Raw genomic sequence first — 24,713 nt, 5'->3', positions numbered from 1 at the left:
TGATGCCCTCCGGGGTCGAGGACTCGGCGATAGCAGGCTCATTGCAGATGAGCGTATAGCGCGGGTCTGAAGCCTCCGGCCTCGATCAGGCTGCGGGCGATATAGGGCGTGAGATTCCGGAAGCCGAGGGCGGTGACGCGTAGGTGTTCGAGGCGTCCGTTGATCGCTTCGGTCGGGCTGTTCGACGCGCCGGGGCACTCGAATGGAGCCATGACGTCGGCGGCGCTCTTGTGCAGCGTGCGGCCGAGCGTGACGACCACTCGTAGCGCGGCAGGCACGCCGTGGCTGATCGCGGTGATCAGGGCAGTCATGTGATCTCGCGTCCACGGTCGGGTTCGCGGTAGGCCAAGACGTCGCGATGGTCGATGCCCCAGGTCACCTCTACCTGGACGTGCTCGTCGGCCGCGAACAGCCCCTTCAATCGGGCGCGTCGACGTTCGGAGAGCAGCCCGACGCCGGTGTTCAGGGTCCGCCGGAATAGACAGCGGGTCACCGGCGCGTCCGCGGGGCCCGTGCAGGTCCTGCTGGACGCGTAGCTGCCAGCGGTCCAGCGCGTCACTGGCCAGACGCACGACGTGGAACGGGTCCATCACCGCCACAGCGTCGGGCCGCTCTTCGACGGTGGTGGTCTTGAATCCGGTGAAGCCGTCCATCGCGACCACCTCGACCCCGCCGCGCCAGGCTCTGGGACACCCGGCAAGCCAGGCTTGGAATCCCGCTTTGGAGCGGCGCTCAACCATGTCCAGCAACAAGGTCTGACTGGAACCGTCGCGGATCGGGCTCAGGTCGATGAAAACGGACACGCACTTCTCGCCGCATCGGGTACGACACCACACGCGCTCGTCGACTCCGATCACACGCACCTGCTCGAACCGAGCGGGGTCGTAGGTCAGCAAGCGTCTGCCCTCGGCCAGGACCGCGTCGTTGGCGGTGTGCCAATCGACGCCGAGCGCTTCGGCGACCGGCACCACGCTCAAGTGCGCCACCGTGAGCCCCTCCAACGCCTACGTCGGCCCACCTCTCGACAGCTTCGGCGCAGCTCGGCCGCCCCGCTGGTCTCTTGGCACCACACGTGCCCGCAGCCGGGGCACTGGTAGCGGCGCACGACGACCTAGAGCACGGTCGGGCGCCAGCCGGCCGGATCGTGTGCGAATCCGCGCACCACGCTGCCCCGGGCACCTCGTCGCAGCAACGCCGACGACACCACCTCTCGGCGACATCATCGGCGGGCAAGCCCCGACATTCCTGCACCGCCCGCCCGGCTTCCAGGCGCTCTCCGCTCACCTCCAGGCCGAGCCCGTTGATCCTGCAGAACAACATGGTCGGATCAGCGCGCTCGAAGCCCGCACGGGCAACGTCAGGCACGTGTTGGTCTTCCGGGTGGTCAGTGTGAGAGCTCCCGTCCTGGGGAGGCCTCGGCACCTACCCCAGGAGCGCCACACCGCAACTCGCTACACCCACATCTGCGATGGGCCACGACACCGTCGACATCCGGCCGGGCGCTTCGCACTCCGACGATCGTGACGATCAGCGGTACCAGCGGGTCGAACGCCGCCAACCCGAGTTGTCTGACGACATCAGCCACGTCCATACGACACAATGGTAGCCGTGCCCAAGCCCCACGCTCTCGATACGCCCCCTGTCCAGGCAGGACCGCCGCCTGCGCCGACGGACACGTTTACGGCTTGGACTGGCAACAGGAGTTTGGCGAGCATCGGCACGAATGCCGGATCAGCTAGCATTCCATTCCAGAGATGGAAGAAGTTCAAGGAGGCCTTCGCGCCCGAACTGGTCTGGGAAGCTCTCGCCGCGAGCTCGATACCGGTACGAACCCTTCTGGATCCTTTCGGAGGTTCTGGGACGACCGCACTCGCCGCCCAGTTCCTTGGGGTCCGTCCGCTTACGGCAGAAGTGAATCCGTACCTGGCAGATCTGATTACGGCGAAACTCACGACGTACAACCTCCCTGGGGTTCGGGAGGATCACGCTCGGGTGATCGAAGCCGCGATGAGTGGGGTCCGAGAAGAAGCTCGCAAGAGGTTTCTACCGCCAACTTTCGTCGAGCCGGGAGTACGCGATCGGTATCTATTCAATGCCGACATTGCCGAGACCATCGAACATCTTATGAGTTGCATCGAAAGTGTTGAGTCATCAGATCATCGCAGGCTATTCCGAGTAGTCTTGAGCGGCGTGCTCCTCGACTTCTGCAATGCGCGCGTAAGCGGGAAAGGGCGGAGGTACCGAAGCAACTGGCGCAATCGCAACGTTACGCCTGCGGCACTCCTCGGTGCTTATGCATCCCACGCCGAAGAAATTCTCGCCGACCTGGCAAGATTCAACTACCGTCCATGCAGTGAGTTCAACGTGCTCTTGGGCGATAGCCGGGAACTCAACCTGTCAAATCATCAGATAGATCTGGTGGTGTTCTCGCCGCCCTATCCAAACTCTTTCGACTACACCGATGTCTACAACATCGAACTCTGGATGCTTGGTTACCTATCGGAGTGGAGCGACAACTCCCGACTGCGCGCCAGCACCTTGTCCTCACACGTACAGGCGCCGCGCGCGTTTGATCCGGCACCAGATGGATCCGAAACGCTCCGTTCGACCCTCGCGGATCTTGATGTGGTCCGTGGGTCTCTTTGGGATAGGCGGATTCCCGAGATGATCGGAGGCTACTTCGCCGATCTTTGCGCGGTCCTCCAAAGAGCAATCGACGCACTCACCCCCGGGGGCCAGGTATGGATGGTCGTTGGCGACAGCAGATACTCTAATGTTGACATCAGAGTGGCTCGAATATTGACCGAGTTGATGATCCATCGTGGCATGGTGCTGGTGGAGAACCGACCATTTCGCTCGATGAGAGCATCGCCTCAGCAGGGCGGAAGAGCGGAACTTGCTGAGACGCTCATCGTCGTCAAGAAGCCGAAATAGACTCTCGATACTTCTTCACCGAATTGAAAAGGCGCCAACGCGAGACATTCACATCGTGCTGAACCGCCTCGCCAGCGATTGCCGCAAAACATTCGTCCGTCGCGTCAGGGTCTTTTCGCATATCAAAGCAGCACAAAGCTGCCCAGAATGCGGAAAGATCATTACGGTAAGAGTACGCCTGCACCAAACCGTCCTTCACTGCAGCAAGGTTGTCAGCCGCGGCGACGATTGCCCCGCCCGAACCAGCAGACTTGAGAACCTTCAGTTCGAGAACGCCATAGTAGGTTCGCGTGCGCGTACTCGGATCAACATATGAGATTGATAGGTCAAAGCGTCCAGTCTTGACGTGCCCCTCTTTGTCGACTTCACAGAAGACGAAGGTTGATTTCAGCGCAACCTTTATCACGCTCTGGATGACAGCCTCAGCGTTGCTTGCGGCCCAGTGAGTCGGGGCCTTCTTCCAAGTGGGCACGATTTGTGTGTGCGGGCTCGCGAGGTGTTCCGAGTGCGCGAGGTCAATAACTTCGCGCGCCTGCCTGAATGTGACCTCGCGTACTGCCCCCAGCGGGTACGCCCTAACTTCACCCATATCCGAGAGACCATTAGCGTAGTACCTAAGTTCGCCACCATCGACGGTGGGATCGAAGATCACAGCAGGTCTGGAGCCAAGGCCGAGAGTGTCAACAACCCAATCGAAAAGCTCCAACCCGGAATGTTGATGCTCGACGAAGTGACCGAAGGTGAGCTTTTCGTTAGCAAGCCAAAGGCGCCCGTTGATCGTGGCCATGGCCCGATCCAGCATCGGCTCAAGACTGAATGGCTCGAGGAACGGGTCATCCCGCTCTCGTGTCTCGAGCACCAGTACGGCAGCCGCATCCGTATCGTTGAGAGCTCCGTCCCGGGTCCGACGCTTCACAAGGAGCCGAGCAACTGCTCGAAGGAATCGAACTTCCTGTGGCATCTCGCTGTCGGACCCAGCGCCTGCAAAGAGCTCTGCTGTCTCGCGGAGCTCACTGGCGCTCCAGGCAGCCGGTAGCACACTAGGCGACATGGGTCGCTATCCGATAGAGGTGGCGAATATAGAGGTTTGCCTGTTCTGCAGGATTTAAGCTCGCGCCCGCGGGAAGGAGTTGCTGAAACTGGCTCGCCGCTCTCGAAGTGCTGTTCTTGCCGTCGGGTTCGTAGAGCGAAAGGAGCGTGTTGTCGCTTGATGTTGGACTCGAATAGGCAACGTCAAGTTGAAGCACCTGATCGACCACGTCTGGAGGAAGAGCCGAAACGGCTAGACAGATCTCTTTGGTTACATGCGCCGCTTCTCGCTCGTCTGGTAGCCAGTCGAGCTCGCGCAAGAGCGGCAACGACAGTTTGAGATTGAGTGAGTACAGCGCTGCAACTCTCCAGCGACCACGGTCATCCTGAAAGTAGCTCAGGTCGCGGGCGCGGGCTAGCCCCATGCCGACGAGGCGGTCCATGTCGAGTTGGAGGCCCGCATCGTACGGAGTTCCGTACAGCTTCAATATCTCAGGTGTTAGTGGTGCGAGTTCCCAAACTGGAGCAAGTGCATCAGTAAGATACGCAAGCTGATGCACACGCGTCGCGGACAACGGGGCAATGCCGGCCACTTCAGCTGCATGGAGTAAGGAGAGGAGGCGGGTCTGACGGAGAACGCTATGGGATGCCACCTTTGCGGATGACGGATTAGGAGGCAGATTCGATATCATACATCAACCTCTCATACGCATCCCTATACTCATCTCCGAGTTCTTCGATCGCGGGAGTCGGTCTCGCGATGTCAAGAAGATTCGTAATGTTCCACGTCGCGCTCTTGCCGACAGTGGCGCCCACGAGTTTCGGTATCAGCCTCCCGTCCGTCAGGTTCGACGCGACGACCAAACGATTATCGGCGGTCGCTGCGAAGTCGGACAATACGCTCGCGGCGCGATCGGAGAATACGCGATCCAGCGAGGACTCCGGTGTATCAATAACTAGAGAAGCGCCGTGTTCTGCGCCGGCGGTCTCAATTAATGCCATGCGAAATGCTAAGTCAATGAACTCCTTCTGGCTCTCAGACACATCGTCGATGCCTGAACGGATCGACGCGGCTCCGGTGTCGTTCTTGCTCAGCTGCAGTTCATAGGCGGGAAACTTGACTCGGTACGAACTCTGTCCGATCTGGTCTTCCCGCGGCGACCACGAGAGTTCCCCTCTTCCCAGTAGGAACAGTTCTGAATAGTGGTCGAATCGTTGCTTGATTGAGTCGGCGCTCGAAAGAATCGAGCTTGTCTTCTCCGCAATGAACTCCTCGAAGCGTGCGGCGAGGACGGCGAGCTCTTGCGACATTGCGTTCGACCTGGACTTCATTGAGCTCAGATGCGAGCGGTCTTTGAAGTACCCATCGGCATCTGCCGGAAGTTGAGCGCGGAGAGTCCCGATACGTTGCTCGTTCACTGTTCGTCGAACATCGAGCTGCGCAACTTCTTCCAGGACGTGCTGGACGGCCTCTTTTGACGCTTCATACTCTTGCTCGAATGCTCCGAGTAGCGAACGCTGCTGCTCAAGCTGTGCCCAGGCTCTCGCGGATCGCTCCCGGCTGAGCTCAATAGGCTCGTGCTCTACGTCTTCTCTTTCGAGAGGGCTATCACATACTGCGCAGTGACGATTCTCGATGCGGCCCTCGATTGCCACCCTCAGGGCAGGCACGTCGTTGCCGCAGAGTAGACACTCGCTGTCAGCCAAGATCTGATTCCAGATGTATAGCGAACTATCGGCGGTAGTGGGGAATTGAGCAGTCAAGGCTGTGAGCTTGACATGTTCATATTCCCTAGTGAGTTCGTCGAGACGTTGCAGCGCCTGAAGGCGTTCGAGGTTACGGTTGGCGCGTGCTTCGTGTGCGCTCGCAAGCTCCGCGAGCGCTTCCTCTTGTCGTCGCATGTCGAGTTCGTCCTCTTGCAGGAGCTTATCCAGCATACTTCGGAGGTCCGCGTGTGCGTCCGTGTCCGGGACGATGAGACGTGTTATGCGAGCTGATTCATTGTTGTAGACGTTCCTGAAGTTGCGAAACCGACTGTCCTGCTCTAGCACCTGTCGCTCGAGCCCAACCCACTTCTCAGCATCCGAATTCGACAAGAATAGAGATCTGAGGAGTTGTTTTTGCGCCGAACGGTCCCAGAATAGGACCTGGCGATCGTCCATGTAGAATGTGACGTAGCGGAGGATGAGAATCCAATCGGAGAACGACCAAACTCCGCATTCGCGCGCAATCCGTGCCTGGAGATCGTCTTCGTTTAGCGGCTGGGTGACGCCGTCCACGCTCCAGCTCTGCAGGCTGAGATCACGCAAAGACCTTGCGACCAAGAAGCTTGTTGCGCCCAGGCTGAAACGAACTTGCGCCATGGCCTTAGCCGCGCCGTCGGTGACTCGATCTGCGAAGCTCTTAACCTCCCGCGGTCGAAGACGCTTGACGTCGAGGCGCGCGGATCCCAAGTCGCCGTCTCGAAGGGCGCCTGGAATATCGTAAGGACCGGTGAGCGCGCGGAAGATGATCAGCAGCAAGGTGCTCTTGCCAAGGCCGTTGGCGCCGACAACCACATTCAGGTCGGACCTCAGGTTTGCGTGGAGGCCGTCACCGTTGGTGCCTGGGTAGAGCCCGAAGTGCTCGACCTTGACGTCATCGATGACTGGAAAGCTGACCACTAGGACGCCCTGCCTCTCTGTCTCTCGGCGAGACCCGACACCCTGATAGTGACGACAGTGTTCTTGGCGAGAGCCTAGTCGGAGGTGTTGGCGGGGCTCAACTACCCCATCGTCGTGACGTTACCCAAGAGGCACCTCGGCCGCGCGGAGGCGTCGCCTGCCTTCTTCAAGAGCGAGGGCGATCGAAGTCCCTAGACTCGGTCAAGAAGGCGTTCGCGGCGCGTCGCGGTCACGGGGAGAAATATCACGTGCGGGGCGTTGGGGCAGAACGTTGTAGATGGTGCCGATATGTCGGAGTAGGGGTTCAGAGTTTCCGCTTCCACACATCTCGTGACGTGCGCTGGATGATCTGGGACCCGGAACCGCACCGATCTTGGTTCTAGGGGAGGCATCTGGACGTCTAGGTGTAGTTCCTCGTGAGGTTGTGGGCGCGGTCCGCTCGTACGGAGCTGCCGACGCCGCTTTGGGGTCGGTGGAAGTTGTGGTGGTGGAGTCAGGTGGCGTAGTGGTCGGCTCTGGAGGTTTCACTGAGGTTGGGGCGGTCAGAGGGGGCTTCGCCGATCTGGTGGGAATCACCGCGTGACTCCTCCTCCGGCTCGGAACATCCGTAGCCGGCAGTTCTAGCGGTTGCGGTGGCGGGGCTGCTGCACAAGTAGGTGAAGCCCAACCCGTGGCGCTTCAGCGCCGCTGAGAGGATCTCCCCATGTCCAGGCGCTGCCCCCGCGAGTTCCTCGGGTGGCGTTGTGCGCGTGGCCCTCGCACGTGATCCTGGCGCCCCGCTGGCGCGCATCGCTGCTGACTTCGATTTGGGCAGGTCCAGCCTGCAGAACTGGCTCCGTGAAGCCGCTGAACTATGTTCCCCTGCGGTCCTTCCGGCGCCGTCGAAGCCCGTGAGCTTCGCCGCCAGGCGAAGCTGCCGGAGCAGGAGAACGAGGTTCTACGCCGGGCGGCTGCCTACTTCGCCTAGGTATACCTGCCGGGAAGATGAGCTACCCGCTCGCCTGTGAGCTCGCCGCCGACAAGATCCCTGTCGCGGTGAGGTGCCGGGCGCTCAATCTCGCTCGCCTTCACTACTACCGCTGGCTCAAGAACCCATTCACCTGGGCAGAGTGGGCCCGGCCGCATCGCGCGGACGCGCTGTTCGACGCTCACCGTGACGACTTGCGAGCTCGGCCACCGTCTCCTGGGTGAGGAGGCCCGCGCGGCCGGGGAGCCGATGGCTGATCGCACGGCCGAGCTCATCGCATCGGCCAACGACTGTTGGTCCTCCTTCGGGAAGAAGCATGCCAAGAACTGCCGTCGACCTGGCCCGCCCGTTCATGACGAGCTGTGCGTCCAGATCGACGAGAAGGGCCGCACTCGTCATGTCTTGGCAGCCTCCGGGCCGAACGAGTTGTGGTTGACCGACCAAACCGAGCACAAGACGACCGAGGGCAAGCACTACATTTGCGCGATCAAAGACGCGTTCTGCGGGAAGATCGTTGAGTATGCCATCGACTCCCGGCCGAAGTCCCGCCTGGTCGTGCGCGCGATTGTGAATGCGGTGGCGATGCGCGGGGACGTGGCGGGGTGAAATGTGCACTCCGTTCAGCGCAGTCAGTTCCGCCGCCGCAAGGCCCTGTGGCTCCTCGCCCGTTACGGGCTCTTCGGACCGAGGGTGCGGGACGGAGCGGCGGGCAACAATGCGACGATGGAGTCGTTCTTCGCGTTGTTACAGAAGCAACGTCCCAGGCGGCCGTGCGTGCAGGAGGCGGGCCGAGCTGCGGATCGCGATCGTGACCTGGGTCGCGCGGACCTACCACCACCGCAGGCAGCAGGCCTGTCTGGGGCGGTGGACACCGGTGGAGTTCGAAACCCTGATAACCACTCAGGTCGTACTGGCGGCCTGAGCCTGACTGTCACCTGTTCGTGCAGCAGTCCCCATACCTCAAGCGCGGTGCCACGAGCAACGGAGAGTCCCCTGGTTGAAGCTCGCCTCGACAGAACCGGATCTATCTGGGCTACCGACATTCGCGAGAGTGACCGCGAGACCTATCGGAACAGGGTCACGTGCCCGGACGACAGATGCCGGGCTCCGCTCGGGTGGCGGAAGCGATCCCGAGACGGGAAGTCGCCGACATTCTTCGGTACGCACGAGCCCGGTTGCGCATACAGGATCGAGACGGAGTCGCAACTCGCGGAACGGGAGATCCGGGAGGTCAACATCATCGTGAACTCGAACGAGGAGCTCCAGATCCGGCTCCAGCCAGCGGGCGACCACCGCGAGAATGCACACGCGGTCGAGGCACCCGACGCCCAGGGTTCGCAAAGCCACGTGCTCCACAACGCGCAGAGAACGAGGCGCGTCGGCACCACTGGGCTGAGGCCGCTGCTGCGCAAGCTGCTCGCCGACCCTCACTTCCGCGAGAGCCGCATGCCGCTCACCCTCAGCGAGGGCACACTTACTACCGTCGCGGAGGGATGCCTCCACAGCGGGACCGCTACGGGGTCCGAGTTCTACCGGATCGTCTGGGGCACCATCGTGAGGGCGCGCACTGACATCCTCTCGAACGGGTGGTTCGACAGCGGACGCAGCATCAAGCATCTCCCTGCCGTGTGCGCGATGGGTGAAGCGAGACCGACACTCTGTTCAGTCGCAGGAGTCGAGTCCTTCGCAGAACTCGTCGGCTGGCACTTCATCGTCGAGGCGGAGTTCAGACGATCCGGTATGGGAAACCCAACCGCGTGGATCAACGAGCCGGCCCAGATCGCGCTCGTGCCTCCCACCTCCATTCATGTCCGCTGACGGGCGCTAGATGTACCAGGCCGCACAGTGTGGCGCCGCATCCCAAGGCAGGTCCTGCAACCCTCACCCTCCCCGGCACCCCGCCGCTACGCTCGCGCCGTCACTGTCGGACAGAGCTCAGGGGCTGTCATGCTGCAGAAGATCAGGGACCTCGTCGCACGCTCGTTTGCGCTCGTCACGGCGGCCACGCTCGCGCTGACGCTCGGCCTCGCGACGGCGCCGTCGGCCATCGCGGACGGCGGCGCGGAGACCGCGCTCACCGGAAGGGTTGTGGACACGGCAGGCGATCCGATCGCCGGCGCCCAGGTCACCGCGTACGCGCGCGACGCAGTGCTCGGCTCCTGGGGCGCCCTCACCAGCACGAACACGGCCGCCGACGGCCGCTACGAGCTCACGTCGCTCCCCGTCGGAGAGTCCTTCCGTATCGGCTTCACCCACGACGATTTCCAGTCGACGTTCTACGGCGGTTCCGACATCGTGGAGTCCGCGGCCGACATGCTGACGGTGGCCGCGCCGACCGCCCTCGAGACCGTGACGCTCACGCCCGGCGCACGCATCACCGGCCGCGTCGTCGACGACGCGGGCGAGCCCGTCGTCGGCGCGAGCGTCACGACGTACGTGTGGACCGGCGCGGGCTGGCAGGACATCAGCACCGTCGACGTCGACGACGCCGGCGTCTTCACCATCAAGAACCTCGTGCTCGACGGCCGCTACCGGCTCGAGATCGTCGGCCCAGGGGACTCCTCGTTCCTGCCCGCCGACCTCGGCGGGTCGTGGGGCAGCGACGACGCCGCCGCGATCGTCACCACCCAGCCCGCGACGTCCGTCGGCGACGTACTGCTCACCCGCGCGACGACCATCTCCGGGCGCGTCACGACCGACGGCACCTCCGGCCTCCCGGGCGTCGGCGTCACGGCCTACACGCGCGACGACGACGGCTCCCTCGTCTGGACGGAGTCCGCGTCGACCGAGGCAGACGGGTCGTTCACCATCGAACGCCTCACCCCCGAGACGCCCTACATCCTGCAGCTCACGCCCGAGGACGACGCCTACGCGACCGTCTACTTCCGCGACACCACGGACGAGAACGCCGCTGAGCCTGTCATCCCGGACGCTGGCGGCGCGCAGATCGGCACCGTGACCCTGCGCATGCGGCCCCGCCTCACCGGCACCGTCACCGACGAGGGCGGCGGCCTCGTCGACGGGGCGCGGGTCCACCTCTACGCGCAGCGGGACACCCACGGCGTCGTCGGCTGGCAGCAGGTGGCCATGACGACCACGAACGGCCACGGCAGCTACACGCTCACCGCGCCCACCGCGGGCGGCACCTACCGCCTCGGCGTCGACGGGATCGGCGACCTCGCGCCCGCCTTCCACGGCGGCCCGACCCTCGCGCAGGCCGCGGACGTCGTCGTCGTCCCCGGACTCAACGAGATCCCGCCCGTGCGGCTGCCCGTCGGCGCCATCCTTGTCGGATCCGTCACCGGCGACGACGGCGTCGACGGCGTCGAGGTCGCGCTGTACGCGCACGACGACGACCTCGCGGACTGGGTCGCCGTCGCGTGGGAGCAGACCGACGACGACGGCTCCTTCAGGTTCGACGGCCTCGCGGCCGGCACGTCGTACCGCCTGCGCTACAGCGACGCGCGCTACCCCACGATCTTCCACGGCGGCGCGACGTCGCTCGACGACGCCGAGCAGATCACCGCGACGCCGGGCCTCCAGACGCTCGCACCCCAGCCGCTCACCCCCGCCGTCGTCATCCCCGCCAGCCTCACGGGCGTCGTCGCCGACGACGCCGGCAACCCGATCGAGTTCGCCGAGGTGTACGCGTACACGCTCGTCATGGGCGAGTGGTCGGTGACGCACGACGCCGTCACCGACGACGACGGCCGCTTCACCATCGGCGGGCTAACGCCCGGCGAGTACCGCCTGCAGCTTCGCGCCGGAGGCGACTTCGCGACGATCTTCTCCGGACCTTCCGCGACCGTCGACGACGCCACCGGCTACGTCGTCAGCACCGGCGCCACGGACATCGGCACCGTCACGGCGCCACCCGCCGCGTCGATCTCGGGCACGGTGACGGTCGACGGCACGACCGGCTACGCCCAGGGCTACATCGAAGCCCACACGAAGACCGCGGCCTGCGCGTGGCGACGCGTCGGCGAGACGAGCACGAACCCCGACGGGACGTTCACCGTGCCGGGGCTCCTCGGCGGGACGGCCTACGTCCTGGCCGTCTGGCCCGAGGGCGGCGGCGAACCCGTCTACTACCCCGGAGCACCCACGCTCGCGTCAGCGACCCCGATCATCGCGACGATCGACGGCCCGCCGGCCCCGCCCATGACGATGCCGGGCGAGAACTCCCTCACCGGCCGCGTCGTCACCTCGCCCGACGCGGGCCTCGCGGGCGTCACCGTCCGCGCCACCCCCGTCACCGGCGGCACGACCGTCTCCGCCGTCACCGACGTCGACGGCTGGTACTCGCTCGACAGGCTCACCGCGGGCACCGCGTACACCCTGAGGTTCACCACCGACCCGGCCCTGTACGTGCCGGTGTACTACCTCAACGCCACCGACGCGGCGGGCGCCGAGCCCGTCACCGCGGTCGTCGGCGAGCGCGAGCTCAGCACCGTGACGCTCACCAAGGTTCCGGTCGAGACGACGGAGCCGCCGACGACTGCGCCTCCTACTACTGCGCCTCCGACGACGAGGCCGCCGGTGACGACTCCGCCGCCCACCAAGCCGCCGGTCACCACACCGCCGACCACGGCACCGCCCACGACGGCGCCGCCGACCCCGCCGGCGCCGACCAGGGTGACGCTGACGCGACCTGCCTGGTCGCGCACGACGCAGACCTACGGGTCGACGAAGGTCGGGTCCGTGACCACCACGGTCACCGGGCTGACGTCGGGCACCGTGACGTTCAAGCGCGGCGGCACCGTCCTGGGCAAGGCGTCGATCAAGAACGGCCGCGCAACCCTCAAGATGTCGCGCCGCGCCAAGGTCGGCTCCTACGCGGTGACCGCGCACGTCAACGCAACCTCGACGACGACCGCGGCGACCTCGGCGAAGTCGCGGACGTTCAAGGTCGTCAAGGCCAAGCTCAAGGCCACCGCGAAGATCAGCGGGAAGTCCTTCACGAAGAACACCCGACCCAAGGTCACCGTAACCCTCGGCCGGCTCAACACCGGCGGCTACGCGACCGGCAAGGTCAAGGTCTACGTCGGTAAGAAGGTCGTGACGACCGTGACCCTCAAGTCGAAGCACAAGGGCAAGATCACCGTGACGCTGCCCAAGAAGTACGCCACGTCGATCAAGCTCAAGGCCGTCTACATGGGCTCGTCGACCGTCGCGTCGTCGACGTCGAAGACGGTGACGGTCAAGACCCGCCGCTGACGAGTGCCGGAGAACCCTCAGCATCGCCCCGAAACGTGCCGATACACGCAGGACTTTGCTGTCGGACAGAATTCAAGGACTGGCATGGTGCAGACGATCCGGGACTTCGTCGCGCGCTCGATCGCGCTTCTCACCGCATCAGCGCTCGCGCTGACGCTCGGACTCGTGGTGGCCCCGTCGGCCGTCGCCGCCGTCAGCCCGGGCAGCACGCTGTCCGGGCGCGTCGTCAACGATGTGGGTGACCCCGTCGCCGGCGCCATCATCACCGTCCTCCGGGTCGATGGCTCGAGCGGCGCAGACGCGCCGCAGGTCGTGGCCGACGGCAGCGGCAGGTTCCGCACCAGAGCGCTCGTCCCCGGCAAGGAGTACTTCTTCCGCGTCGAAGGACCGACCGACGGCACCCACCTCGACCGGTTGGTCGGCCGGCCGTGGCCGAACGACGAGACGCCGTTCGTCCCCGGTGACGCAGAGACACCGGTGGGTGACATCACGCTCACGCGCGCCTCGTCCGTCACGGGCACGCTCGTGGACTCTGCCGGCGACCCCCTCGTCGGCGCCGTGGTGATCGGCTACGTGTACGACGAGCGGTACGAGTACTGGGGTGGGGCGTCCTACACCACGACGGACGACGCGGGACGCTACGAGGTCACGCACCTCCCCGTCGGGAAGAACGTCCGGATCGGCTACACCCACAAGGACTACCAGCAGACGTTCCACGGCGGCACCGACGACGTCGAGTCGGCCATCGACGTACCCATGACGGCCGACCCGGTCGACCTCGGAACCACGACGCCCCTGCCCGCAGCCCGCATCTCCGGCCGCGTCGTCGACGAATCCGGCAACCCCGTCGACGCCGGCGACGTCAGGACGTCCAGGTGGAACGGCGAGACCTGGGTCTTCACGTCGTACACCGACCTCGACGGCACCGGCACGTTCACCATCGGAACTCTCACGCCCGGCAGCCGCTACCGGCTCGAAATCTCGGGGGCCTGGAACGCCGGGCTACTCCCCACCCACCTCGGCGGGACCGATGACGACCCCCTCGACGACGCGATCGTGGCCACGGCGCCCTCGACAGAGCTCGGGGACATCGTGCTCCGACGCGCAGCCACGATCTCCGGGCGCGTGACGACCGACGGCACCACCGGGATCGAGGGCGGCCGCGTCGATGCCTACATCCGCGGCGACGACGGCCACCTCAGCTGGAAGCAGTCCACCACGAACGGAGCCGACGGCTTGTTCACCATCGGCAATCTCACCCCGGGAGCGTCGTACATCCTCCAGTTCACGCCCGGGGACGAGACCTACGCGCCCGTCTACTTCCGCAACGCCACCGACGGCGACTCCGCGGAGCCCGTCGTCGCGACCGCCGACGGCACGCAGATCGGCACCGTGACGCTGAAGCGGGCGCCTAGGCCTACGCCTACGGTGACGCCGACGCCGACGGCGACGCCCAAGCCGACGCCGCCGACCACGCCGCCTGGGCCGACCGCGGTGACGCTGACGCGACCTGCCTGGTCGCGCACGACGCAGACCTACGGGTCGACGAAGGTCGGGTCCGTGACCACCACGGTCACCGGGCTGACGTCGGGCACCGTGACGTTCAAGCGCGGCGGCACCGTCCTGGGCAAGGCGTCGATCAAGAACGGCCGCGCAACCCTCAAGATGTCGCGCCGCGCCAAGGTCGGCTCCTACGCGGTGACCGCGCACGTCAACGCAACCTCGACGACGACCGCGGCGACCTCGGCGAAGTCGCGGACGTTCAAGGTCGTCAAGGCCAAGCTCAAGGCCACCGCGAAGATCAGCGGGAAGTCCTTCACGAAGAACACCCGACCCAAGGTCACCGTAACCCTCGGCCGGCTCAACACCGGCGGCTACGCGACCGGCAAGGTCAAGGTCTACGTCGGTAAGAAGGTCGTGACGACCGTGACCCTCAAGTCGAAGCACAAGGGCAAGATCACCGTGACGCTGCCCAAGAAGTACGCCACGTCGATCAAGCTCAAGGCCGTCTACATGGGCTCGTCGACCGTCGCGTCGTCGACGTCGAAGACGGTGACGGTCAAGACCCGCCGCTGACGGCGACGATCACACCTGGCGCTGAGGAGCGCCGGTTGCCTGCGCCCTCGTACCTCCCAGAGGTACGAGGGCGCAGTCAACCGCCCCACCGCGACTCGTAGGTCTCCAGCACCATCGAACGGTGCTGGAGACCTACGAGTCGCCACCCCCGTCCGACTCGTAGCACCCCTGCACACTCCCCGAATGTGCAACGACGCTACGAGTCGCCCCTTCGATCGACTCGTAGCACCCCTGCACACTGCGGGGAGACGGATCCGCCTCGGCGCCTCCACCTCGTCAGCCTGTAGAGATCCCGTGCAGCCCCGCGCCGTCCGCTGTCCGTGCCTGCCCGCGGCAGGGTTCACTGATCCGACGAACCGCGTATCGCACGTCGGTCAGACGAAAGGCGCACCTCGATGACAACCCTTCGCCACACCCGCAGCACCACCCGACGAACCACCGTGTCGCTCGACCTCCTCACGACCGTCGGGCTCGCGCTCGCACCCCTGCCGGCGCACGCGGCGCCGTCGAGCGCTGGCACGTCGGGAACCGCCCTGCCGAGTACCGCGCCGGCCGCGCGCCCCACCTGGGTGACGCGCGACCTCTCGACGGAGAAGGCCGTCGACTCCGTCTCCATCACGGCCGACGGCACCGTCGACCTCCTGCGCATCGACCGCACGACGGGCGACGGCCCCTCGACCGAGTGGACCGCAACCCTCTACCGCCAGTCGCCCAGCGGCACACGCACGCGCGTCCGGGCGTTCGACGGTGTCACGGCCGGCGTCTTCCCCGAGCTCCGCACGGGCGAGAACGGCTCGAGCGTGCTCGTCGTCCCCGCCGACGGCGACAAGTGCCGCGCAAGCATCTGGACGCGCAAGAACGGCTCGACCCGCTGGACGCGCACCGTCGCACCCAAGGGAGCGAGCGAGGCGCTCGACGCCGACGTCCAGAAGAACGGCACGATCACCGTCGCGTACAACGTCGGCCGCACCCTCAAGACGTCGACCCGCAAGCCGGGCCAGAAGCGCTGGACGACGCCCCGCACCGTCGTCACCACACCGAACCTCAAGGCCTCCGCGAGCCTCCGCTCCGTGCACCTCGACGTCACCGCCAACGGCGCCGCGACGGTCGCCATGCGCTCCGTCGCCGACATCTTCGACAACGACGGCAAGGCCGACGGCCACCTCTACCTCGCCTCCCGCTCCGCCGGCACGACGAAGTTCGGCACGGCCACGAAGGCGTCGTCGACCACCGTCTGGAACGTCGCCGTCGCCCAGGCCGGCGCCAAGAGCGTCGCCTCCTGGACCGAGAACAAGGACCTCGACACCGACAAGGTCTACGTCCGCACGCGCGCGCACGCGAAGCGCGCCTGGGGCAAGCGCACGACGCTCGCGACGAGCGTCGCCGGCTCGCCCGACGGCCGCGCGACCATCGTCCACACCGGGCACGATGGGCGCGCCACCGTCCGCGTCCTGCGCCGCGGCGGCGACACCGGCTTCTCCAAGCCCGTCCTGAGCGTCAAGGGCTCGCAGGAGACGCGGCTCGCACAGCAGCACGACGGCACGGTGACGCTGGTGTCGGTCGTGGCGGGGCGCACCGCATCGACCGGCAAGCTCGTCGTCCGGACGTCCACCAAGGCCGGGACGCGCTGGTCGAAGCCGCGGACGCTCGGCCGCTCGATCGTCGGCGGCTGGTACACGCTCGACCTCGCCGTCGCACGCGGCGGCGCGACGGCTGTCGCGTGGGTCGCGAAGACGGAGGGCACGGGCACGCACTACGTGGCGTCCCACCGCTGACCCGTCCCGGCTCTTCCCCTTCTCGCGACTCGTAGCGTCGTTGCACACTCCCCGAGTGTGCGTAGGCGCTACGAGTCACCTCCTTCGTGCGACTCGTAGCATCCCTGCACACTCCCCGGGGCTCCCTGCCGCACCGCGCCCCGCCCGTTGTCCACAGGATGAGGCTTCCGCATGCGTTCGTCCCGAACGCGACCTAGGTTCGACGACGGACCCACGACGGAGGACGCCCATGAATGCCGCACGACCGACCCCCGCCCCGGCCCTGCGCGCCGCGCTCGCCGCAATGGTGCTCGCGCTCGGGCTCGCTGGCTGCTCTCCCGACGCACGCACCACGACGCCGACGACTCCAGCGCCGGCACCCACGACGACATCCCCGACGCCAACCCCCACACCGACCGCCGACCCCAACCCCGCCGGTCTCAAGCCGCTCCCCGCCGACGAGATCGACGCATCGTTCGTCACCATCGAGAACTTCTTCAGGGCGTACGAGTACGCGCTCACCAGCGGGGACACAGCGCCCCTCAAGTCTCTGTCCACGAAGTCCTGCAAGTTCTGCTCCAGCGCGGTGGACGACATCCAGGAGTTCTACGGTGCCGGTGGAGAGATGACCGGCGGTAGCTTCCTCATCTCCGTCTTCAAGCTCCTGCCATCAACTCGCGACAACGTTGACGTCTGGCGCCTCGAACTTAGGCAAGCGGACTCGAGCTCGCTGCGTAGCGATGGCAGCACACGGACGATTCCTGGATTCGTCGGCCCGGTCCTCGTCGAGGTCAGTACGGGACCAGACGTCAAGATCTCCGAGGTCGACACGGAACTCGACAAGTGAAAGGTCTCTTCACGTGGCGCGGCATCCGGGACGGAGTCATCGCTGTGCCAGTACTTGCAGCCGCGTCGCTTACCGGGGCCGCTACTGCTTCCGGCAACCCGCCGTTAGTCGAGTCTTCGAACCTCTCGCACGGTGCCTCAGTCGCGGTATCCCCGACGACGGTCATTGATCCAGCGTTCTCAGATCACCGTGCCGGCGAGGTCGACGTGGAGGGTGAGGACCCCGGTTCGCCCGGCGTGCCGCCCATCAAGCCCCCACCTCCGGACGTCGTCACCCAGACCCTTCCCTGGCAGCCCGAGGACTGCCAGATCATCACCATCCCCCTCGCCGAACCCAACCTCCGCGCCCAGTGCGCTTCTCCCGCGACCTTCGAGTGCCCATCAGGCGCCGTCACCGTCACCGCCTACAAGTACCGCACCCGCCCGCTGACCTCCGAGGACCTCTGGTCCGGCTGGCGCCTGCTCAACGGACCGTGCGCACCCGTCGGCGAGCCCGTCGACGACCTCGCTGACGCCGTCGCCCGCGAGCTCAAGACCCTGAAGATCCCGCCCAAGCACGCCACCATCGCCCCCGTCACCGACTGGTTCACCGTGCAGATCCCCATGACGTACTACACCGACGACACCCCCGAGCACCTGACCACGACGGTCCTCGGCACGGAGGTCGAGCTCGAGCTCACCCCGTCGTCGTTCTCCTGGGACCCCGGCGACGGCAGCGCACCCGTCGTCACGACGACGCCCGGCGCGCCCTACCCCGACACGACGACGACGCACACGTACACGAAGGTCGGCACCTACCACGTCACCCTCACGACCACGTGGACCGGTCGCTTCCGCGTCGCCGGCAGCGATGTCGCCAGCGACGCTGGCACATGGCGCCCCATCGCGGGCACCGGCAGCACCACCCACTCGACCGCCCCGTTCGAGACCCGCGAGGTCCGTTCGGTCCTCAGCTGACGGGCACCAACCGGCGGGCACCCCGCGCCAGCGCGACCCCGACTCGTAGGGCTCTGCACAATCCCCGGCGGCGACGGGGCGGCGACGCGTCCGCCTTACCCGAGGAGACACCACCATGACCAAGACGCCCGCCACCCGTTACCGGCGGTCGATCATCGTCCCGGTCCTCGTCCTCGACGTCGCCGCCGCGCTCATCACCGTCGCCGTCCTGGCGTGCCGGGGTGGCTCCACCCCGGCTGCCGCGGGGGCCACGCCCGGCTACGTCGCCCCCACCGAGGTGCAGAACCCGGAGCTGCCCGACCTCGCCTCCGTCGGGGCCCGCGCCCCCGACGACCTGCTCGCGACGGGCCCCGACGACGCCCCCACCGCCCTCGCGGGCGGCCTGGGCCTCGAGACCGACCGCTTCACCGCCGACCTCGCCGCCGCCGACGCGACCCGCGTCGTCGCCGACCACCGGAAGCTCGGACTCGACCTCGGCACCACGTCGACGCCCGCCTTCACCACGGGCGGCAGGCCGATCGTCGGCGCCCAGCCCACGCAGGTCTTCGAGGACGCCTTCCAGTCCGCGCTCGCTGCGACGAGGTAGCGCGCATGGACATCGGACTCTCACCGCCTTCGTCGGAGGCGCCCTCGCGCTCGACAGCCCGTGCGCGGCGCTCCTCATGCCCGCGTTCCTCGCCTCGACAGTCGGCACCGACCCGCGTCTGCTGCTCCACGGCGGGGTCTTCTACCTCGGCCTCCTCGTCGTCCTCGTGCCCCTCGGCCTCGGCTTCGACCCGTCGCGCCTCCTGCGCGACGGCGGCTCCATCCGCGTGCACAACATCCTCACGGGCGAGGTCACCCGCGGGCATGCGCTCGAAGGACAGGGCACGATCATCGTGCCTCAGCAGTTCTCCGCGGACGGCGCCAACGTCCTGCTCGACAACGACCGGTCCTGCTCCCGACGGTCGGGGACGCCCCGCCGGACGACCCGCATAGCTGACCCCTCGCGCTCGCCCCGCTCCTCCCCGTCCCTTCTGCGACTCGTAGAGCCGCTGCACACGGCCCGAGTGTGCACGGACGCTACGAGTCGTGGCTGGATTGGGACTCGTAGGTCTCCAGCACCATTCGATGGTGCTGGAGACCTACGGCTCGAGAGAGAGGTTGGGTGTCAGGCCGTGCGACGGCGTGCCACGAGGGCGAGCGTGCCCGCCGCCAGCAGCAGCGCGGCGAGGCCGAGGCCGACGACGCCGTTCGCGCCCGTCGCGGGCAGGTCGTCGTCACCCGGCGCGGCTGTCGCGGAGGATGACGGCTCAGCCGTCTGATCGTCGCTCGGGTCCGGGCTCGGTGACTCCGTCGGGGCTTCGGTGACGGGCGTCTCCGTCGTCGTCGGGTCGTCGGTCGGCTCCTCCGTCGGCGGCTGGGTCGTCGGCGGCTGGGTCGTCGGCGGCTGGGTCGTCGGCGGCTGGGTCGTCGGCGGCTGCGTCGTCGGCGGCACCGCCGCTGCGACCTCGAGACGCACGACGTACGACACGTCGCCAGACAGGCTCGAGGCCGTCACCGTCACCTCGTGGACCCCGGCGGCCGCCGGCGTGCCCGAGAGCGTCCCGGACCCGTCGCCGTTGTCGACGAACGTCATCCCTGCGGGCAGCGTGACCGGCATCGCGCGCGCGACGAGCGCGGCGAGCCCGCCCGTCGGCGCGGTCGACGAGCGTGACACCCACAGCTGGGGCGTCGGGTTGCCCGTCGCGTGGAAGCGCAGCGAGAACGACGTCCCGGCCGTGAGCGGCACCGTCGGCAGCGGCGCCTGCCCCCACGACGGCGCCTGGGGCGCGGCACCCACCGTCACCTCGATCGTCCCGGTCGCGGTCTGGCCCAGGGAGTCGGTGGCCTCGACGACGACCTGGTGCGTACCGACTACGTACGGCGTCCCGACGAGGTTCGAGCCGTCGAGCGTCAGCCACGCCTGGCCCGAGACGAGCTGCCACGTGACGGGTGCGGCCGAGGTCGTGGTCGCGGCGAGCGGGATCGAGGTCGCGACGCCGACGGTCGCCGTCGCCGCCGTGGCAGCGGTAACGACCGGAGGCTCGACGACGGTGACGCTGCGTGCCCCGGATCCTCCGGCTGCGGGCACGCCGTAGACGTCCGTGACGGCGCCGGGCGCGAGGGTGAGGACGACGTCCTGGCCCGTCCACCCGCTGCCCTCGACGACGACGACGTACACGCCGTTCGACCCGGTGACGGAGGAGACGCTGCCCGCCACGAGCCCTGTGACCGTGAAGGCCTGCGTCGTCAGGCCGACGACGTTGACCGGAGCTCCCTGCGAGAGGCTGTCGGTGAACTCGACGTGGAACGTCGCCCTGCCTCCGTCGGCACGCACCTCCCCCGAGGGGACCGCAGCCGTGATCGCGGGGGTCGCGACCGGCGCGGCGGCCACGGAGACGGCCACGGAGCCGTTCGTGGTGCCCGCCCCGTGCGTGACCGTGAAGGACACGGACGTCTGGCCCATGGCCGTCGGCGTACCCGAGAGCCGGAGCGACGTCTCCGTCGAGGTACCTGTCGGCAGCGTCGGGACAGACGCCATCCATGCGGGCAGGGTGCCTGACACGCTGCGTACGCTCGTGTCGGTGGAAAGGAGAACGGTGACGTCGAGCGGTCGGCCGACGTACGCCTGGATGCTTGCGGGGGACGGACTGACGACGGGGTAGGGAAGGACGGTGACGGTCACGACACCCCGCCCGAGCACGACCTCACCGCTGCCGGCCGTCTGGTACGCCTCGAGGTTCACGCTGTACGTCCCCGGCGCGGTTGCGGTCCCGAGGATGGCAGGGGCGTACGACGCCGTCGTGCCCAGCGTGAAGGAACCGAGATCGCCTGCTGCGACGCGGTACCGGGTGGAGGCGGTAGCACCAGAGACGGCGACTCTGCGTGTATCTGCGACACCGACATAGGTGGTGAGACTGGTCGTGGCGTTGGTGAACGTCACCGCACCGAACCGCGCGAGCGACACGGTGCGGGTCACGCTCTGTCCGAACGCGTCGGTCGCCCTGACCCCGACCGATCCCCCGGTGACACCGTCCCAGACGACGACGTCGCCCTCGACGCTGACCCCGACGCGCGGGGCCGAGAGCTCGTACGTCACGGGGCCGAAGGTCGAGGTCGCCACCTGGGTCTGCCTCACCTCGCTGCCCGCCGAGTACATCGGCTCGGTCGTCTGCCACGCGGGGACGCCGTGCCTGTGGACCGTGAGGTCGAGCTGGGCGGCCTCGTTCCCGAACGCACCGAGATTCGCCGGCACCGCCACCTGGACCGGCTCGGCAGACTGCGTGCCGGCCGCAGGACTGCCCGGCAGCAACGAGTACGTTGCGGTGAACATGACGCTCTGCGGCGCCGGGGTGCGCGCCATGTCGGACAGTCGCGACGCCAGCAGGTTCGTCGCGCCCCAGAACTCCTCCGCCGTGAGGCCGCTCGGATCGACCGCAGGGATCTCGATCCGCAGCCAGACGGTGTCCTCGCTGCTCGGGAGGTCGACGGTGGTCCCGTTGAGGAGCATCGGCGTCGGCCCACCAACCTCGGCCGTCGCGACGGACGCGGGCGCGAGCGCGAGAAGCGCGAGGAGCGCGGCGAGCAGAGCAGCAAGGCGCGGGCGGGCGGCACGAGGACGTGCATGCATGGGTGGTCTCCGGTCATGACACATCGTCGGGAAGATGGCTCACAATGACACCTGACCTGCAAGGACGGAAGACCCTGCCCAAACTCTGGCGGCCTCCGCAGATGAAATGCACATCGTTGGGCTCTTTGCCACCCGAAGCTCGCGACGCGACCCGCATCACACTTGGGTATGGGACGTTCGTCGTCCACCTCCCCGACGTCCAAGGTCCGTGCTTGGCTGGCACCGTCGACCACCTCACCCGGGAGCCACCGTGCCGAACCGTCTCGCCCACTCCCTCTCCCCCTACCTGCGCCAGCACGCCGGCAACCCCGTCGCTTGGCACGAGTGGTCCGACGCAGCCTTCGCGGAGGCCCACGAGCGCGACGTCCCCGTCCTCGTCTCGATCGGCTACGCCGCGTGCCACTGGTGCCACGTCATGGCCCGCGAGTCGTTCTCCGACCCGGAGGTCGGGGCGCTCATGGACGCGGGATTCGTGAGCATCAAGGTCGACCGCGAGGAGCGCCCCGACGTCGACGCCGTCCACATGGCCGCGCTCCTCGCGCTCACCGGGCAGGGTGGCTGGCCGCTCACGGCCGTCCTCACGCCCGACGGCCGCCCCTTCATCGCCGGCACGTACTACCCGCCCGAGCCTGTCGGCGGCCAGCCGTCGTTCCGGCAGCTGCTCGACGGCGTCCAGGCCGCGTGGCACGGTCAGCGCGAGGCCGTCGAGCGTCAGGCGGACGCGCTCGCCGCGCACCTGCGGCGCACGTCGGCCGCGGACCCGTCACGCGTCGGGCAGGCTCCCGACGACGACGCGACAGCCGCCACCGTCGAGACCCCCGCGACCGGGCCGATGCCGGGCGCGCGCCGCGCGGTGGCACCCGGACCCGACGACCTCACCGCCGCGGTCGAGCACCTGCTCGCCGCCGAGGACCGCGTCCGCGGCGGCTTCGGGGGCGCGCCCAAGTTCCCGCCGTCGGCGACGCTCCTCCATCTGCTGCGCCACCACGGCCGCACGGGCGACGCCCGCGCGCTCGGCGTCGTCCGACGCACCGTCCTCGCCATGACGGCGGGCGGGCTCCACGACCAGCTCGGTGGCGGCTACGCCCGCTACTGCGTCGATGCGACGTGGACGGTGCCGCACTTCGAGAAGATGCTCACCGACAACGCACAGCTGCTCGCCGTCCTCACGGGACTGTGGCGCGCGACGGGCGAGGACTGGGTGCGCACGACAGCCCTGCAGCTGGCCGCCTTCCTCGAGGAGTCGATGCTCACGACCACAGGGTTCGCGACCTCGCTCGACGCCGACACCGACGGCGCCGAGGGCACCTTCTACGTGTGGACGCCCGCACAGCTGCGTTCAGTCCTGGGGGACGAGGACGGGTCGTGGGCCGCCGACGTCTGCGCCGTCACCGACGCGGGAACCTTCGAGCACGGCACGAGCGTCCTCCGCCTCGATGCCACCGTCCTCACCGCCCCGACGTCCCCCACCTCCCGACGGATTGACGCGTTCCCCCCGTCGGATGAGGGGAACGCGTCAATGGGTGGGAGCGGGGAGTCCTCGGGGTCCGGCGTGGCGCCGGGCGAGGGTGAAGGCGCGCGGTGGGCCCGGGTGCGCGCTCGGCTGCGCGACGCGCGCGGCCTGCGCACGCACCCCGCGCGCGACGACAAGGTCGTCGCCGGCTGGAACGGGCTCGCGATCGGCGCGCTCGCCGAGGCCGGCCGCACGCTCGACGCCCCGCACCTCGTGGATCTGGCGGCGCAGGTCGCGGACGCCGTCGTCACGCGTCACCTCGACGACGACGTGCTGCGTCGCACGAGCCTCGGCGAGCGTGTGAGCCCCACCGAGGCCACGCTCGAGGATCACGGGCTCCTCGCCGACGGCCTCCTCCAGCTCCACGCCGCGACGGGCGACGCCCGCTGGTACGACGTCGCGGCACGCCTCGTCGACCGCCTGCTCGACCGCTTCGTCGCGGGCGACGCCTTCTACGACGCCCCGCCCGCGGACGACGGCCCAGCGCTCGTCGTCCGCCCGGGCGATCCCACCGACGGGTCGTCGCCGTCGGGCCGCTCCGCCGCGGCGGGCGCGCTCGTCCGGATCGCCGCGCTGAGCGGCGAGCACCGTCACCTCGCCGCCGCCCACGCCGCCCTCGCGCCGTACCGCGCGCTCGCGCACGGCGCTCCGCGCTCGGCCGGGTGGGGTCTCGCTGTCGCGGAGGCTCTAGCCGACGGGCCGCGATGCGTCGTCCTCGCGGGGGCGGCTCCCGACGGACCGCTCGCCCACGCGACGTGGGCAGCGACGTCCCCGGGCACGGTCCTCACCCTCGTCCCGGCGCCGGACCGCGGAGCCGCCGTCGCGATACCGGCGCACGAGGACCGCGGCTTCGTCGGCGGGCTCCCGACGGCCTACGTCTGCCGAGGCACGACCTGCTCCCTCCCCCAGACAACCCCCGAGGCCCTCGCGGCACTTCTCGCCACTGCCCCCGCCTAGGTCCCCGCCTCCGCGTCCACGACGGGTCGACGCCTTCCCCCATCGAACGGGGGACCTCGTCAGTCCGTCGCGGAGAAGGGGAAGAGGCGGGTCGGGAACGCATTCCTACGACACCTCCCCATCCGGCACCGTCCACCGGGGACGCGG

14 protein-coding genes and 1 pseudogene are annotated in these 24,713 nt (G+C 67.7%); 10 read left to right on the top strand and 5 right to left on the bottom strand.

The genetic code is table 11. The annotated features are described in order from the left end of the window. Nucleotides 1–38: 38 nt before the first annotated feature. A pseudogene (locus G7063_RS00915) lies at nucleotides 39–1,320 on the bottom strand (ISL3 family transposase). Nucleotides 1,321–1,608: 288 nt separating this feature from the next. Here G7063_RS00915 and G7063_RS00910 point away from each other — a divergent pair. After that, the gene (locus G7063_RS00910) at nucleotides 1,609–2,934 is read left to right on the top strand and encodes a site-specific DNA-methyltransferase (protein ID WP_206188186.1); all 1,326 of its coding nucleotides are present in this window, start codon (nucleotides 1,609–1,611) and stop codon (nucleotides 2,932–2,934) included. On the opposite strand, the gene G7063_RS00905 is transcribed toward G7063_RS00910, so the two are convergent. The 3 genes from G7063_RS00905 to G7063_RS00895 form a co-directional block, all read right to left on the bottom strand. Beyond that, complete coding sequence (locus G7063_RS00905) at nucleotides 2,918–3,721, bottom strand: hypothetical protein (RefSeq protein WP_166412660.1); 804 nt, start codon at nucleotides 3,719–3,721, stop codon at nucleotides 2,918–2,920. The two genes, G7063_RS00910 and G7063_RS00905, sit on opposite strands and share 17 nt — an antisense overlap. A 253-nt stretch (nucleotides 3,722–3,974) precedes the next feature. Then, the gene (locus tag G7063_RS00900; protein WP_166412659.1) at nucleotides 3,975–4,556 is read right to left on the bottom strand and encodes a hypothetical protein; all 582 of its coding nucleotides are present in this window, start codon (nucleotides 4,554–4,556) and stop codon (nucleotides 3,975–3,977) included. Between the two features lie 76 nt (nucleotides 4,557–4,632). Beyond that, on the bottom strand, nucleotides 4,633–6,627 hold the full coding sequence (locus tag G7063_RS00895; protein WP_166412658.1) for an AAA family ATPase: 1,995 nt from the start codon (nucleotides 6,625–6,627) through the stop codon (nucleotides 4,633–4,635). Nucleotides 6,628–7,843: 1,216 nt separating this feature from the next. On the opposite strand from G7063_RS00895, the gene G7063_RS15095 reads away from it, so the two are divergent. The 8 genes from G7063_RS15095 (at nucleotide 7,844) to G7063_RS00855 (ending at nucleotide 19,030) form a co-directional block, all read left to right on the top strand. Further along, nucleotides 7,844–8,200 carry a DDE-type integrase/transposase/recombinase gene (locus G7063_RS15095; protein WP_206188185.1) on the top strand — a complete coding sequence of 119 codons (357 nt, stop codon included), beginning with the start codon at nucleotides 7,844–7,846 and terminating at the stop codon, nucleotides 8,198–8,200. Between the two features lie 636 nt (nucleotides 8,201–8,836). Then, nucleotides 8,837–9,412, top strand: a complete 576-nt coding sequence (locus tag G7063_RS00885) for a hypothetical protein (protein WP_166412657.1) — start codon at nucleotides 8,837–8,839, stop codon at nucleotides 9,410–9,412. Nucleotides 9,413–9,541: 129 nt separating this feature from the next. Next, a complete protein-coding gene (locus tag G7063_RS00880) occupies nucleotides 9,542–12,811 on the top strand; it encodes a carboxypeptidase regulatory-like domain-containing protein (RefSeq protein ID WP_166412656.1) in 3,270 nt (1,089 codons plus the stop codon). Nucleotides 12,812–12,895: 84 nt separating this feature from the next. After that, nucleotides 12,896–14,887: a carboxypeptidase-like regulatory domain-containing protein gene (locus G7063_RS00875; RefSeq protein WP_166412655.1), complete on the top strand. Its 1,992-nt coding sequence runs from the start codon at nucleotides 12,896–12,898 to the stop codon at nucleotides 14,885–14,887. 395 nt (nucleotides 14,888–15,282) lie between these two features. After that, the gene (locus G7063_RS00870; RefSeq protein ID WP_166412654.1) at nucleotides 15,283–16,662 is read left to right on the top strand and encodes a hypothetical protein; all 1,380 of its coding nucleotides are present in this window, start codon (nucleotides 15,283–15,285) and stop codon (nucleotides 16,660–16,662) included. A 283-nt stretch (nucleotides 16,663–16,945) separates the two neighbouring features. Continuing rightward, nucleotides 16,946–17,488, top strand: coding sequence for a DUF6318 family protein (locus tag G7063_RS00865; RefSeq protein WP_166412653.1), 543 nt, complete (start codon nucleotides 16,946–16,948; stop codon nucleotides 17,486–17,488). 206 nt (nucleotides 17,489–17,694) lie between these two features. Beyond that, nucleotides 17,695–18,444 (top strand): PKD domain-containing protein, encoded by a 750-nt coding sequence (locus tag G7063_RS00860; protein WP_166412652.1) that lies wholly within the window; start codon nucleotides 17,695–17,697, stop codon nucleotides 18,442–18,444. Nucleotides 18,445–18,559: 115 nt separating this feature from the next. Beyond that, nucleotides 18,560–19,030, top strand: coding sequence for a hypothetical protein (locus G7063_RS00855; RefSeq protein WP_166412651.1), 471 nt, complete (start codon nucleotides 18,560–18,562; stop codon nucleotides 19,028–19,030). Nucleotides 19,031–19,594: 564 nt separating this feature from the next. Here the strand turns inward: G7063_RS00855 and G7063_RS00845 are convergent. Next, complete coding sequence (locus G7063_RS00845; protein ID WP_166412650.1) at nucleotides 19,595–22,096, bottom strand: putative Ig domain-containing protein; 2,502 nt, start codon at nucleotides 22,094–22,096, stop codon at nucleotides 19,595–19,597. 250 nt (nucleotides 22,097–22,346) lie between these two features. Here G7063_RS00845 and G7063_RS00840 point away from each other — a divergent pair, with 250 nt between their 5' ends. Further along, the gene (locus G7063_RS00840) at nucleotides 22,347–24,566 is read left to right on the top strand and encodes a thioredoxin domain-containing protein (RefSeq protein ID WP_166412649.1); all 2,220 of its coding nucleotides are present in this window, start codon (nucleotides 22,347–22,349) and stop codon (nucleotides 24,564–24,566) included. Nucleotides 24,567–24,713 lie beyond the last annotated feature (147 nt).

Source organism: Sanguibacter sp. HDW7, assembly GCF_011300875.1.
Taxonomy (GTDB): Bacteria; Actinomycetota; Actinomycetes; order Actinomycetales; family Cellulomonadaceae; genus Flavimobilis.
This window is presented reverse-complemented; position numbering and strand designations above follow the sequence as displayed.